This is a genomic window from Micromonospora sp. WMMD956, from assembly GCF_029626125.1.
In the GTDB taxonomy this organism is placed as follows: Bacteria; Actinomycetota; Actinomycetes; order Mycobacteriales; family Micromonosporaceae; genus Micromonospora; species Micromonospora carbonacea.
This window is the reverse complement of record NZ_JARUBI010000005.1, coordinates 4295504-4309510: the sequence shown is the minus strand read 5'-3', so window position 1 is coordinate 4309510 and position 14007 is coordinate 4295504. Positions and strand designations below refer to the sequence as shown.

The 14007-nt window shown below is 74.9% G+C and carries 13 protein-coding genes; 2 read left to right on the top strand and 11 right to left on the bottom strand.

What is annotated here, in order from left to right; all coding sequences use genetic code 11:
• Positions 1-3 precede the first annotated feature (3 nt).
• From O7628_RS19510 to O7628_RS19480, 7 genes are all read right to left on the bottom strand, one after another.
• Complete coding sequence (locus tag O7628_RS19510) at positions 4-1392, bottom strand: MFS transporter (RefSeq protein ID WP_278132557.1); 1389 nt, start codon at positions 1390-1392, stop codon at positions 4-6.
• Positions 1393-1569: 177 nt separating this feature from the next.
• A complete protein-coding gene (locus O7628_RS19505) occupies positions 1570-1695 on the bottom strand; it encodes a hypothetical protein (protein WP_278132556.1) in 126 nt (41 codons plus the stop codon).
• Positions 1696-1861: 166 nt separating this feature from the next.
• The gene (locus O7628_RS19500) at positions 1862-2095 is read right to left on the bottom strand and encodes a zinc-ribbon domain-containing protein (protein WP_074473568.1); all 234 of its coding nucleotides are present in this window, start codon (positions 2093-2095) and stop codon (positions 1862-1864) included.
• Positions 2096-2289: 194 nt separating this feature from the next.
• A complete protein-coding gene (locus O7628_RS19495; protein ID WP_278132554.1) occupies positions 2290-3138 on the bottom strand; it encodes an SRPBCC domain-containing protein in 849 nt (282 codons plus the stop codon).
• Positions 3131-3691, bottom strand: a complete 561-nt coding sequence (locus O7628_RS19490) for a helix-turn-helix domain-containing protein (protein ID WP_229403885.1) — start codon at positions 3689-3691, stop codon at positions 3131-3133. Before O7628_RS19490 ends, O7628_RS19495 begins: the two co-directional genes overlap by 8 nt.
• Before the next feature lie 94 nt (positions 3692-3785).
• Entirely contained in the window at positions 3786-5129 is a 1344-nt protein-coding gene (locus O7628_RS19485; protein ID WP_278132550.1) for a class I SAM-dependent methyltransferase, read from the bottom strand.
• On the bottom strand, positions 5126-6523 hold the full coding sequence (locus O7628_RS19480) for an FAD-binding oxidoreductase (RefSeq protein ID WP_278132548.1): 1398 nt from the start codon (positions 6521-6523) through the stop codon (positions 5126-5128). The genes O7628_RS19485 and O7628_RS19480 overlap by 4 nt, the downstream gene beginning before the upstream one ends.
• A gap of 114 nt (positions 6524-6637) precedes the next feature.
• Here O7628_RS19480 and O7628_RS19475 point away from each other — a divergent pair, with 114 nt between their 5' ends.
• Positions 6638-6922: a DUF427 domain-containing protein gene (locus tag O7628_RS19475; RefSeq protein ID WP_278132546.1), complete on the top strand. Its 285-nt coding sequence runs from the start codon at positions 6638-6640 to the stop codon at positions 6920-6922.
• Here the strand turns inward: O7628_RS19475 and O7628_RS19470 are convergent.
• Complete coding sequence (locus O7628_RS19470) at positions 6844-8163, bottom strand: MFS transporter (protein WP_278132544.1); 1320 nt, start codon at positions 8161-8163, stop codon at positions 6844-6846. The two genes, O7628_RS19475 and O7628_RS19470, sit on opposite strands and share 79 nt — an antisense overlap.
• A 70-nt stretch (positions 8164-8233) precedes the next feature.
• Between O7628_RS19470 and O7628_RS19465 the strand changes: the two genes are divergently transcribed.
• On the top strand, positions 8234-9208 hold the full coding sequence (locus O7628_RS19465; protein WP_278132542.1) for a DJ-1/PfpI family protein: 975 nt from the start codon (positions 8234-8236) through the stop codon (positions 9206-9208).
• Positions 9209-9745: 537 nt separating this feature from the next.
• Here O7628_RS19465 and O7628_RS19460 read toward each other — a convergent pair.
• The 3 genes from O7628_RS19460 to O7628_RS19450 form a co-directional block, all read right to left on the bottom strand.
• Entirely contained in the window at positions 9746-10312 is a 567-nt protein-coding gene (locus O7628_RS19460) for a hypothetical protein (RefSeq protein ID WP_278132541.1), read from the bottom strand.
• A gap of 104 nt (positions 10313-10416) precedes the next feature.
• Entirely contained in the window at positions 10417-12369 is a 1953-nt protein-coding gene (locus tag O7628_RS19455) for a VWA domain-containing protein (protein WP_278132540.1), read from the bottom strand.
• Between the two features lies 1 nt (position 12370).
• Positions 12371-13834, bottom strand: a complete 1464-nt coding sequence (locus O7628_RS19450; protein ID WP_278132539.1) for a sigma 54-interacting transcriptional regulator — start codon at positions 13832-13834, stop codon at positions 12371-12373.
• Positions 13835-14007 lie beyond the last annotated feature (173 nt).

Below are 14007 nucleotides of genomic sequence, written 5' to 3'. Positions count from 1 at the left end.
ACCTTAGGCGGTCCGCGCGCGTTCGGCGCGGGCCGCGCCGCGACGGACCAGCACGGCCACCGCGACCGTGGCGGCCAGCGCCGCCCCGGCCATCGCCCAGAGCACCGTACGCAGCCCCGAGGTGAAGCCCGGGTCGGCGAGCCGGCCGGCGGTGGTGCTGGCCAGCACCGCCCCGACCACCGCGATGGCGATCGTCTCGCTGGCCAGCCGGGCGGTGTTGATCATTCCGGCGCCGGTGGCCGCCCGCCCCGGCTCGACGCTGCCGATCGCGATCGCGTCCAGCAGCCCGATCGACAGGCCGATGCCCACGCCGATCGTCAGCAGCGGCCCGGCCAGCGACGCGGTGCCGCTGTCCGGGGCGATGACGGTGGCCCAGGCCGCCCCGGCCGCGACCAGCGCCACGGAGCACACGATGACCGCCGGGGCCGGCACCAGCCGGGTCAGCGCGCCGCTGAGCAGGGGCAGCGCCAGGGTCGGCGCGGTGAGCAGGATCAGCGTGCCGCCGGCCGCCCCGGGGCTCAGCCCGACGACGGTCGTCAGGTAGGACGGCAGGTAGACCAGCAGCGGCACCAGCACCGCGACGATCGTGGCCGCCGCCAGGCAGACGCCGACGAAGCGGGGGTTCGCCAGCAGGGCCAGGTCGAACATCGGCGCGGCGCGGCGGCGCTCCACCCGCACGAAGAGCACCAGCAGGGCGACCGCCACGACGAAGGCCGCCACGATCACCGGGGCGGACCAGCCGAACTCGGGGCCCTGCACGAAGCCGAAGATGAGCAGCAGCAGCGCGGCCGTGAACGACACCGTGCCGGGCCAGTCGACCCGCCCGGCGTGCGGCTGGCGGGACTCCGGCAGCAGCGGCACGAGGCCGAGGACCGCGCAGGCGACAAGCGCGGGGACGACGAACACGGCCCGCCAGCCGAACGCCTCGATCAGCAGCCCCGCGATCGACGGGCCGAACGCGAGGCCCGCGCCGATGGCCGTGCCGAACAGGCTGAACGCGCGGGCCTGCCCCGCCCCCTGGAACGCGCCGGCCAGCAGGGCGGCGGCGCTGGTCGCGGCGGCGGCCGCGCCGATGCCGGCGAGCACCCGGGCCGCGTCGAGCAGCACGATGTCGTCGACGAACGCGCCGGCCAGCCCGGCGACGGCGAAGACCGCCAGGCCGGTGGCGTAGACGCGGCGGCGGCCGAGCAGGTCGGCGAGCGCGCCGGTGGCGAGCATGAAGCTGGCGAAGGTGGCGTTGTAGCCGTTCACCACCCACTGCACCCCGGCCAGCCCGGCGTCGAGGTCGCGGCCGATGTCGGGCAACGCGACCGACGCGCCGGTCAGCGAGATCGGCAACGACATGGTGGACAGCAGGACGGCGACCAGCACGACGGCCGGATGGTTGCGCACGCTTCTCCCCGTTCTTCGCGGCGGCCCCAGCCTAGGTGGCGCGGGCGGGGCGGCACCGGGTTCGGGGCGGAGATCACAGCGCATCGCCGCAGGCCGGAGGCGGTCGGGTGGGATCATCCGGCCGGCGGGCAGCCGGCGGCGGACGGGCGGGTCGACGGGCGGCGGCCCGGCCGGTGGTCAGCGGTCGGCGGAGCGGTTCCAGGGCGAGCGGGGCAGGGCGGTGCCGGCCAGCGGGCGGCGGGCGCGGCGGCGGGGCCGGCGACCCGGGGTGCAGGGCGGACGGGAGGCGGTGGGAGCGGGCATTTCCGGCACGGGGGCCCCGGGCACGGTCCCGGCCCGGGGGTCGGTCACCGGCTCCGGGTCGGTCCCGGGCCGGAGGTCGGTCACGGGCGCGGGATCGCTCACGGGGTGGCCGCCGGTCAGGGGACGGCAGCCGATCAGCCAGCAGAGGAAACGGGCCATCGGCGGATCAGCCGACCGGGAGGCGCGCGGCCTCGGCGGCGGAGATGTCGTACTGGGCGCCGCAGAAGGTGCACTGCTGGACGTGGCGGGTGCGGATCGGGATCAGCGGGACGAAGAAGAGGGTGAACTTCGTCGACCGGCGACTGATCACCTGGGCGGCGTGGTTGCCGCAGTTTCGGCACACCTGCTGCGTCACGCCCGACCGGTCGACCTTGGTGCGGAGCCCGAATATGAAGAACATCGCCCCGCAGTACCCACCCGCGCCCGCTTCTGCACCTGTGATCCCTGCCAACGGGAGAAACAAGATCGTGCTCAATCCGGGAAAGAGTGGTCTCGTCCGGGGTCGGAAGCCACTCGATCCCTGATCGAGCACGATCTTCAGCCTGCGCGGCTGGTCACCACTGCTACGTCGACGCCGCTATCGGAGCGGGCTCCTCAGGAGACCGGGGTCGGGTCCGGCAGCCAGATCGGCTGCCAGTCGGGCAGCTCGTGGAACCGGACCAGCTCGCCGAACCCCGCGACCGTGCCGCTCCACGCCGCGTACGGCGGGTTCTGCTCGTCGAAGCCGCTCTGCACGAAGGTGAGCTTGGTCCTGCCCTGGGACTCGGCCAGCTCCCAGGTGGTGACGCCCGTCGGGCCCCAGTCGATCGACATCCGGCGGCCCGGCTCCAGGTCGACGACCTTGGCCGCGTAGCCGGACTCGAAGCCGCCCATGGCGTACCGGCCGCCGACCCGGGGCTCGATGCCGATCGGGTAGCCGAACCAGGCGCTGGCCTGCGCCGAGTCGGTCAACGACTCGTACACCTTGGCCAGCGGGGCGGCGATGAGCAGCTCACCGCGCAGGTCGGCGGAGGTGAAGTCGGTGCGCGGCAGGAGCTGGCGGCCCTCCAGGTGGGCGGCCAGGTTGGCGACCGCCAGCGCCCAGTACGTCTGGAGCACACCCCGGATCGTGCTGCCGCTCATCGCCTCGGCGAAGTCGAAGTGGCTCTGCCGGAGGGTGAGGATCGTCGCGTCGCCGTCCGGCTCCAGGGTGAACTCGGTGGTGGTCTCCACCCCGTCGAGCAGCCAGCCGAAGCGCAGCGTGCGCTCGTCGGCGTGTAGCAGCCGCTGGTGCGGGGCGTCGCCCTCGGGCGTGTAGCGCCCCCAGAACGCGTACCGGTGGGGCAGCTCCACCTCGGCGTGCTCGGCCAGCCAGGCGCGCAGCTCCGCCGGGTCGGTGAGCGCCCGGTGGACGGTCTCGACGGGCGCGGCGAGGCGGGCGCGCACGGTCATCGGTTCAGTCACGGTCTTCCCCCTTGGGATAACAGGCCACGGCGAGCTTGAAGGCGTCTCCCTCGGCGCCCCCGTAGCGGGTGAACAGGTCTTCCAGGGCGGTGCGCAGGTCGGCGAGGAACTCCTGCCGGCGCTCGGCCGGCACCCGGATCTCCCCGGAGACGCCGATCGACGGCAGCTCGGGGGCCGCCCGGTCCAGGGCCGCGACGTCCGCCTGGACCTCCTCCATGAGGTCGAGCAGGTGACCGAGGCTCAGCTCGTCGCGGGCCCGGCGCAGCCCGCCGATGCGCCCGACGAGCCGGGGCGAGAGCCAGTAGGACCGGGCGGCGGCCTGGTAGATGCCTTCACTGATGCCGCGCACCTTGCGCTCGGACACCTGCTCGGCCAGGCCGGCGGCGACGAGCTGCTTGACGTGGTAGTAGACCCGCTGCGGGGTCTGGCCGAGCCGGGCGGCGACCTCGGTGCAGGTGCCGGGCTCGGCGAGCTGCCGCAGCACCTCGATCCGCTGCGGCTTGAGCAGGGTCTCGGCCTGCGACATCTCTTCGAGGTACAGGACGTCTCTCATGGCAAAACCAGTTTGTACGTACAAAACTTCTTGTCAATAGGTTCGACGAGAGGGGACGGCCGGGCGGCCGTCCCCTCTCGTCAGTGCCCCGCGGTCAGGCCGACCAGTCAGGCCGCAGCGGGTAACCATTCGCCCCGCGCGGGCCGTTGCGGGTGGCCAGCACCTGGTGGAGCTGGATCTCGTTGCGCTCGAACGCCAGCCGCGACCCCGCCATGTAGAGCCCCCACACCCGGGCGGTGCCCTGGCCGACCTCGGCCACGCACTCGTCCCAGTGCTCGACCAGGTTGCGGCACCAGCCGGCGAGGGTCAGCGCGTAGTGCTGGCGCAGGTTCTCCTCGTGGTGCACCTCCAGCCCCGCGTCGTGGATCTCGCTGATCAGCCGGCCCGGACCGGCCAGCTCGCCGTCGGGGAAGACGTACCTGTCGATGAACGCGCCGGAGCGGTGCGGGGCCCGGTTGTCGGCCCGGGTGATGCAGTGGTTGAGCAGCCGCCCGCCGGGGCGCAGCCGGCCGCCCAGCGCCCGGAAGTAGGCCGGGTAGTTGCGCACCCCGATGTGCTCGGTCAGGCCGATCGAGGAGATCACGTCGAACTGCTCGCGCGGGGCGTCCCGGTAGTCCAGGTGCCGCACCTCGGCCAGCTCCGACAGCCCCTCCCGCTCGATGGCCGCCTGCGCCCACTGCGCCTGCGCCCGGGACAGGGTCACGCCCAGCGCCTTCACGCCGTATTCCCGGGCCGCGTGCCGGACCATGCCGCCCCAGCCGCAGCCGACGTCGAGCAGCCGCATCCCCGGCTTCAGCCCGAGCTTGCCGGCGACCAGGTCGTACTTCGCCGCCTGGGCCTGCTCCAGCGTGTCGTCGGGGCTGCGGTACACCGCGCACGTGTACGTCATCGAGGGCCCGAGCACCAGCTCGTAGAAGGCGTTCGACACGTCGTAGTGGTGGGAGATGGCGGTGCTGTCCCGGACGCGGGAGTGCCGCAGCCCGTTGACCACCCGCTTCCAGCGCGGGGCGGCCTCCTGCGGCGGGGGCGGCGGGGGCAGCAGCCGCTCCCAGCCCAGCCCGCGCACCAGGGCCAGCCCCTCGGCCAGCGACGGCGGGCGCAGCTTCAGCTCGTCTTTGAGCACCCGCAGCGCCTCGTACGGGTCGCCGGGGTGCACGCCACCCAACTCCAGGTCGCCGCTGACGTAGGCCCGCGCCATGCCAAGGTCGCCTGGGGCGGTCAGCAGGTAGGACAGGCCCCGCTCGGAGCGGACGGCCAGGGTGATGCCGGCGTCGGCCGGGCCGACGGCGCTGCCGTCGTACCCCGTGATCCGGACCGGCAGGGCCCCGGCCGTGACGGCACGGACCACGTCGGCCACGGTCGGGGTCGCGCGCCGGCCCCCGGCCGGCGGGACGGACGGGACGTCGGCCGCCCCCTGTTCTCGGTCAATCAGGCTCATTTTCGCGCTACCGCCTTCTCGTAAAGTCCGGTGAGCCGGTGGTCCGGGTCGTAACGGTCCTTCACCGCGCGCCAGGTGTCCCCGCCGTAGAGCCGGTCGAACGCCTCGCGGTCGTAGTACGCGTCCGAGTAGAGCGACTTGTGGCCGCCCGCGTCGGACACCGCGCGCTCGACCAGCCGGTTGACGTCGCCGTCGGCGGCGCCCCCGGCGATCGGCACGGTCCCCCAGAAGCCGATGTTGACGTAGTTCTGGCCGGGACGCAGCGGATATAGCGGCCAGGCCCGTGCAGAGCCGGGGCCGGCGGGCTCGCGCAGGCGTAGCGGGCAGAGCCAGACCGGGGACATCCGCACCTCCCGGGCGAACCAGCGCAGGAAGTCGGCGGTGCCCTCCAGGGGGATCTCCACGTCCTGCACCACCCGCTCGCGGGCCGGCTGGCCGCGCAGCCGGTCGATGCGGGCCGCCACCTGGTGCCGGTGCTCCAGCCGGACGAGCCGGTGGTAGACGTCGCTGCGCCGCAACCGGGCAGGCCAGAGCCTCCGCACGACCGGGTGCTGCGCGCCGAACGCCGCCGAGCACCAGAACCAGTCGGTGTCCCAGCGCCACAGGTAGTCGTGGGTGGTCAGCCAGTCGCGGGTGCGCCGGGGCAGCGAGCGGTAGTAGATGCCCTGGCCGGTGTAGTCGCTCACCTGCGGCGCGTCGTCGGTGAAGGTCGCCAGCACGAGGTACGCCTCGCCGGGGCTGAACATCACCCCGTCCATCGCGTCGACCGGCTCGCCGGCCCAGGCACCGGTGGCGGTCACCTCGCCGATCGCCGCGGTCAGCGCGTCGAGGTCGGTGAAGCGGACGTTGCGCAGGGCCACGTAGGTGCGGACCGGGGCGAGCTCGATGCGCAGCCGGGTGGCGTAGCCGAGGCTGCCCAGCGAGTTGGGGAAGGCCGCGAAGAGGTCGGCGTGCTCCCCGTCGGGCCGGGCGGTGACGATCTCGCCCGCGCCGGTGAGGACGTCCAGCTCCAGGACGGACTCGTGCGGCAGGCCGTGCCGGAACGAGGTGGACTCGATGCCGAGCCCGGTGACCGCGCCGCCCAGGGTGATGGTGCGCAGCTGCGGCACCACCAGCGGCATCAGCCCGTGCGGCAGGGTCGCGGCGACCAGCCGCTCGTAGGTGCACATGCCCTGCACCTCGGCGGTGCGGGTGACCGGGTCGACGTCGATCACCCCGCCGAGGCCGCTGACGTCCAAACCGGGGGCGCTCGGGGCGGATCTCGGGCGGAACAGGTTGGAGGTGCGTTTGGCCAGTCGAACGGTCTCGCCGGCAGGCACCGCGGCATAGGACCGCCGCAGCAGGTCCACCGCTCCGTCGTGGTCAACACCATGATCCACACGACCCGCGCGCATGAGATCACTGTACGCGCGAACGATCGTTCCGGTGGGACGTCCACGGTGGCCTTTACCACGTCACAGGCCCGCGCGGGCACCCGGTCCGCGTCCGCCCGCGCTAGCGTGGGGCGTATGCCGAAAGCCGTCTGGAACGACCTGGTGATCGCCGACAGCGACGACACGGTGGTGGTCGAGGGCAACCACTACTTCCCGCGCGCCGCCCTGCGCGACGACGTGCTCCGCGACTCGGGGACGCACACGTTCTGCCCGTGGAAGGGCACCGCCTCCTACTACTCCCTGGAGCACGGCGGGCACACCAGCGCCGACGCGGTCTGGTACTACCCGGATCCGCTGCCGGCCGCCGAGATGGTCCGCGACCGGGTGGCCTTCTGGAAGGACGTCTCGGTCGTCGACTGAGCCGCCCCACGCCGGCGCAGCAGCAGGGAGAGCCCGGCCGCGCCGATCGACAGCGCGCCCGCGACGTACCAGGCGACGGCGTAGTCGCCGAGCCGGTCGCGGACCAGCCCCGCCCCGGTCGCGGCGAGCGCCGCGCCGAACTGGTGGGCGGCGAAGACCCAGCCGAAGACCACCGCGCCGGACGCGCCGAACCACTCCCGGCACAGGGCCACGGTCGGCGGGACGGTGGCCACCCAGTCCAGGCCGTAGAACACGACGAAGACCAGCATGCTCGGTTCGGCGGTGCCCGCGAAGAGGCTCGGCAGCACCAGCAGCGACGCGCCGCGCAGCGCGTAGTACGCCCCGAGGAGCAGCCGCGCGTCGAACCGGTCGGTGAGCCAGCCGGAGGCGATCGTGCCGACGATGTCGAAGAGCCCGACCAGGGCGAGCAGCCCGGCGGCGGTGGTCTCGGCCATGCCGTGGTCGTGCGCCGCCGGCACGAAGTGGGTGCCGACCAGCCCGTTGGTGGTCGCGCCGCAGATCGCGAAGCCGCCGGCCAGCAGCCAGAACGGCCGGGTCCGCGCGGCGGCGGCCAGCACGGACACGGCCCGCGCCCCGGCCCCGCCGGCGGGCGGCGCGGGCGCGACCACCTCCGCCGCGCCGTAGGCGGGCACGCCGAGATCCGCCGGGTGCTCCCGCAGCAGCCATCCCACCAGGGGTACGACCGCCAGCGCGGCCCCGGCGACGACGAGCGCCGCCGCGCGCCAGCCGTGGTCGCGCACGAGCACGGCGACCAGCGGGAGGAAGATGAGCTGGCCGGCGGCCCCGCCGGCGGTCAGCACCCCGGTCACCAGGCCCCGCCGCGCCACGAACCAGCGCCCGGTGACGGTCGCCACGAAGGCGAGCGCCATCGACCCGGTGCCCAGCCCGACCAGCACGCCCCAGCAGAGGACGAGCTGCCAGCTCGCCGTCATGAAGACCGTCAGCCCGCTGCCGAGGGCCACCAGCACCAGCGCGGCAGCCACCACCCGGCGGATGCCGAAGCGGTCCATCAGCGCGGCGGCGAAGGGGGCGGTGAGCCCGTAGAGCAGCAGGTTGACCGAGACGGCGGCGGAGACGGTGGCCAGTGGCCAGCCGAACTCGGCGTGCAGCGGGTGCAGCAGCACCGACGGGGTGGCGCGGAAGCCGGCCGCGCCGACCAGCGCGACGAAGGCGACGGCCGCCACGGCCCAGGCAGGGTGGAGACGACGGATGCGGGTCACGCACCGAGTCTCGGGCCGCCGCTGCCCCGCGACGAGTGGCCGGAACGCCATGGTGCGCAATAATCGGGCCATGACGTTCGTTCCGCACCGGGTCGCGGTGCTCGCCGTGGACCGGGTGGTCGGCTTCGACCTCGGCACCCCCGCCCAGGTCCTCGGCGCGGCCCGCACCCCCGACGGCGACCCCCTCTACGCGGTGGACACCTGCACGGCCGGAGGTCGCCCGGTCCGCAGCACCGCCGGCTTCCAGGTGCTGCCCGACCACGGGTTGGAGCTGGTCGCCGCCGCCGACACGGTGGTCGTGCCCGGGGTGCACGGCGGCGGGCCGATGACCGACGGCACGGTGGAGCCGGCCGTCGCGGCGGCGCTGCGCGACGCCCACGCCCGGGGCGCCCGCGTCATGTCGATCTGCACGGGCGCGTTCGTGCTCGCCGCCGCCGGCCTGCTCGACGGCCGGCGGGCCACCACCCACTGGGCGTACGCGGGGCTGTTCCGCCGGCTGCACCCCGCGATCGAGCTGGACCCGGAGGTGCTGTTCATCGACTCCGGAGACGTGCTCACCTCCGCCGGGGTCGCCGCCGGGATCGACCTCTGCCTGCACGTCGTCCGCACCGACCACGGCAGCGACGTGGCGAACCGGGCGGCCCGGCGCTGCGTGGTGCCGCCGTGGCGCGACGGCGGGCAGGCCCAGTACATCGAGCGCCCGGTGCCCCGGGACCCGGCCCACGGCACCGCCGCCACCCGCGAGTGGGCCCGGCAGCGGCTGCACGAGCCGGTGACCCTGCGCGACCTGGCCGGGCACGCCCGGATGAGCGTGCGCACCTTCACCCGGCACTTCCGCTCGGAGACCGGGGTCAGCCCGGCCCAGTGGCTGCTCCAGCAGCGCACCGACCACGCCCGGCTGCTGCTGGAGACGACGGACCTCAGCGTCGAACAGGTGGCCCGCCGGTCCGGCTTCGGCACCGCCACCGCGCTGCGCCAACGCCTGCACGGACGGGTCGGCGTCTCGCCGTCGGCGTACCGCAGGGCTTTTCGGGCCCGCGCCTGACCGGCCCCTCTGGTTTCCCTCTCGGCCCGACCCGCCGGCCCACCTGGCCCCCGCCGACTGGCGACCACCGGTGGCCGGCCGCCAACCTGGGCAACGACGCGGCTGACCCAGTCCGGTTACACAGTGCGACTCCTTGACCGCCGCGCACGCCCGGTCAGCCAATCTGACGCTGAGTTATCCGTCGCCCACCTCGCCTCACCCCGACCATCCCCTTTGCTCTGCACCCACCCACGCAGCACCGCCGTCGAGCTGGTCAAATGCCCCGGGCGGGAATCGTCGGACGAGGGCGAGCCGATCGCGCAGCGTAGGCGTTGCGTATGCGGGTGCAGAGCAAAGGGAGGCGCTCGGGTGTGTGTCCCTGGCGGCTGCGGTTGCAATCTGTCACCTGTTGGTTGGTGGGGGGAGCGTGGCCGAAGGCGATCCGGCTCGGCGCTCGGGCGCAACTCCTGGCCCAGCCGAACCTGCCGGGCTGCCGGGCCCGCCGGGCTGTTGGGCTGTTGGGCTGTTGGGCTGCCAGGCCGCCGGGCCGTCGCCGGGTCAGGCGCGGTGGGCGTGGAACTGCGGGCGCAGGGCCCGGAGCTGGGCGAGATGCTTAGGCAGGTGGACCCGGGCGTGCAGGTCGAGGGTGCGGGCCCAGGGCAGGGTCTCGTCGACCCGCAGGTCGACGTCCTCGTGCAGCCTGGTCTCGACCGGCGTCTGCGCCGCCGGGCCCAGCCGGTCGACGAGCGCGCAGAGCCGCCGGCTGGTCTCCCGCAGCCGGTCGGCCAGCCCACCCAGCGCCGCCGGCCCGCCCGACACCGCCAGCCCACCCGACGCCGCCGGGCCGCCCGGCGTCGGCGGGCCGGGGCCGGGTGCCCCGGGGCCGGCGTACTCGGCGACGAGGGCGTCGAGCTGCGGGCGGTGGATGGCGTCCAGGTCGTAGTACGCGACCGGGGAGCCGGCGAGCACCGCCTCGGTCGCCTCGCTCATCAGCTCGTCGTTGGCCACCAGGTGCGCCACGATCTGCTCGGCGCTCAGCTCCCCGTCGCCGGGCGGCCCGAACCCGCCGGCCGCCACCTCGGCGAGCACCTCGTCGTACGCCCGCCGCAGAACCTCGCTGCCCACCGTCCCAGTCAACCCCGGCGCCGGCCCGGCCGGGCGGCGCTACCGCGCCCGGGTCACCCGGACGGGACCGGGTCGCCGGCGCGGCCGGGCGGGCGGGCGGGCGTTCAGCGGCGGCCCCGGCGGGCGCGCAGGTAGTCGCTGACCACGTACTCGCCGAGGTCGCCGAGGTCGGGGGTGAACATCCGGCCCCGGGACCGGCGGGCCACCGCGTCGACGAAGCGGCGCAGGCCCGGATCCTCGCCGAGCATGAACAGGTTGAGCATGGCACCGGCCCGGGTCAGCCGGTCCACCTCCCGGATCGTCGCCGCGACCGTCTCCGGCAGCGGCGGCCAGTGGAAGTACGCCTCGCCGTCCTCGGGGTCGAGGTGGGCGGTGGGCTCGCCGTCGGTGACCACGAGGACCACCGGCTCCGCGCCCGGGTGCCGGCGTAGGTGCCGCCCCGCCAGCCGCAGCGCGTGCTGGAGGTTGGTGCCCTGCTCCAGGTCCGGTTCGACGGCCGCCAGCTCCGCCTGGGTCAGCGGCGCGGCCTGCCGGCCGAACCCGATGATCTGGAGGGCGTCCTGGGGGAACCGGGTCGCCATCAGGTGGGACAGGGCCAGGGCCGTCTGCTTCATCGGCCCCCACCGCCCCTGCGAGATCATCGAGTACGACAGGTCCACGCACAGCGCCACCGCCGCCGAGGCCCGGCGTTCGGTCTCCGCCACCTCGAAGTCCTCGGCGGCGAGCTGGACCGGCACCGACGGCCCCGCCCGGCGGACCGCCCGGTGCAGGGTGCGCACCACGTCGATCGGCTGCTCGTCGCCGTACTCCCACTGCCGCGACGCCCCGCTGACCTCGCCGGCCGCGCCCGCCGTACGCAGGTCGTGCTGGCCACGCGGCCCGGCCGTCAGGTCGGCGAAGACCTGGCGCAGCGCGGTGCCGGCGAGCCGGCGCAGCGCCTTCGGGCTGAGCGTCAACCCGTCGGCGTCCCGGGTCACCCAGCCCTGCCGGCGCAGCTCCCGCTCCAGCTCCCGCAGCCGGCGCACGTCGTCGGCGGCGTCGCGGCCCAGCGTGCGGGCCACCGCCTCGACGTCCACGTCGTCCAGGGTCGCGCCGGGGTGCTCCTGGTCCAGGGCGTCGAGCAGCTCGTCCAGCTCGGCGATCTCGGCGAGCGCCCCGGCCGCCTCGCCGTAGCCGAGCGGTTGGTCGCCGCGCACCCGCTCGCCCCCGCCCCGGTGCAGGTCGGGGCGCAACGCCCGCAGGTTCGCGTCGAGCACGGCCAGCTCGCCGGCCAGCCGTTCGCCGAGAGACTCGCGCATCAGCCCGGCCAGCTCCTCGCGCTGCCGGTCCGACAGCGACCGCATCAGCCGCTCCCCGGCCGCCGCCCGCCGGGCCAGCACGTCGACCAGCTCGTCGACGTCCCTCGGCTGCTCCGGGAAGAACTCGCCGTGGCGGCGCATGAACTCGGCGAACGCGTCGGTGGTGTCCTCCGACCGGGCGTGCCGGGCCAGCAGCTCGTTGAGGTCGCGCATCATCTCCGCGAGCTGCCGCTGGACCTGCGGGTCGCCGGCGGCCCGCGCCGCGTCGCGCAGGCCGGCGAAGCGCTGCTCCAGCACGTCGCCGCGCAGCCCGTCGAGGATCCGCCGGTACGCCTGCCGGGCCTCGTCGCTGGCCCACTCGTAGCCCGCCAGCTCCCGCACGGCGCGGGCGGTGGACCGGGGCAGGTTGTCGAGCACCGCCTCGGCGAAGCGGGCCGCCTCGTCGTCGCGCCCGCGCAGCTCGTCCCGTTCGGCCGCGAGGGCCTGGTCGAGCAGCGCCCGGGCGCGGGTCACCGCCCCGTCGAGGTCGCCCCGGCGCAGCGCCTCGCGGCGCAGCCGCCGGGCCCGGGCGGCGAGGTCGTCGAGGCCGCCGCGCCCCTGCGGGCCGCGCCGCAGCAGGTCGCGCAGCGCCTCGCGGAGGCTGCCGCCGGCCAGCACCTCCGCGCCGACCGAGTCGACGGCGGCCCGCACGTCGTACGGCGGGGCGAGCGGGTCGGGGCCGCCGCGCCACTGGCCGTACCGGAACCGGTTGCCGGCCATCTCAGCCCCGGCCGCCGTAGACTGTGCGCCCGGAGTCGGTGACGTCCTTGCCCAGCCGGCGGGTCAGGTGCAGCCCCTCCAGCACGAACTCGACGCCGGCCGCCGCCTGCTCGGGCGTCGGCGCGTCGCCCAGCCCGAGCCGGTCGAGGGCCTTGGCGAGCCCCGGCACGGTGCCGACCTGGCGCAGCAGCTCGGCCGAGGCGACCAGTTCGCCGGTCTCCACGACCCGGCCGTCGTCCACCAGCGCGGTGAAGCCGGACAGGTCCAGCCCGGCGAGCCGGGCCCGGAACGTGTCGGCGGTCGCGGTACGCAGCAGGTGGGCGAGGATCTCGACCTCCCGCCCGTCCTCGCCGCTCTCGAACTCGACCTTGCCGCGCAGCGTGGAGGTCACCGACACCGCGTCGCCGACCCGGGCGACGGGCGTCTCCTCGCGTGCCCCGTCGGGGGTGGCACCGGCCGCGAGCAGGCCGGAGCGGCGCAGCGCGGCGGCGGCGACGGTCTCGGCGGCGGCGATCGCGAACCGGGCCGAGACGCCGGAGCGCTGGTCGACCGACGGGGAGTCGCGCACCGCGCGGGCGAACCGGGCCAGCACCTCCAGCACGTGCTGCGGCACCTCGGCGACCAGGTCGGCCTCCTGCCGGATGAGGGCCAGCTCCAGCTCCAGGCCGAGCGGGTAGTGGGTGTGGATCTCCGCGCCGAAGCGGTCCTTCAGCGGGGTGATGATCCGGCCCCGGTTGGTGTAGTCCTCCGGGTTGGCGCTGGCCACCAGGAGCAGGTCCAGCGGCAGCCGCAGCTGGTAGCCGCGCACCTGGATGTCGCGCTCCTCCAGCACGTTGAGCAGCGCCACCTGGATGCGCTCGGCCAGGTCGGGCAGCTCGTTGACGGCGAAGATGCCCCGGTTGGTGCGCGGCACCAGCCCGAAGTGGATGGTCTCCGGGTCGCCGAGGGTGCGCCCCTGGGCGATCCGGATCGGGTCGACGTCGCCGATCAGGTCGCCGACGCTGGTGTCGGGGGTGGCCAGCTTCTCGCCGTACCGCATGCTGCGGTGCAGCCAGGCGACCGGCAGGTCGTCGCCGGCCTCGGCGGCCAGGGCGCGGGACGCGGGGGTGAGCGGGTGCATCGGGTGCTCGTTGAGCACCGAGCCGGCGATGACCGGGGTCCACTCGTCGAGCAACGCCACCAGGGAGCGGATCAGCCGGGTCTTGCCCTGGCCGCGCTCGCCGAGCAGCACCATGTCGTGGCCGGCAAGCAGCGCCCGCTCGACCTCGGGCAGCACCGTGTCGTCGTAGCCGACGATGCCGGGGAAGCGGTCCCCGCCGACGCGCAGCCGGGCGAGGAGGTTGTCGCGGAGTTCCTGCTTGACCGTGCGGTAGTGGTGCCCGGCGGCCCGCAGCGCGCCGAGGGTGGCGGGCAGGTCGGCGGGCGGGACCGGGAGAACCTGGTTGGGCTCAGTCACCCGACCCACGCTAGCGCGGCCGTGTTGCAAGGAGGGGCCCCCTGTTAACGCATTCTGTATGGGAAGGGCCCCTTCCTAACCGACGGCGGAGGCTCCGGGGCGACGGCGGGCCTGCCCCGGGGGCACGGTGGACGGCGGGTGCGGCGTGACGAGACGGATCGCCGATTGACAAGACAATAGGC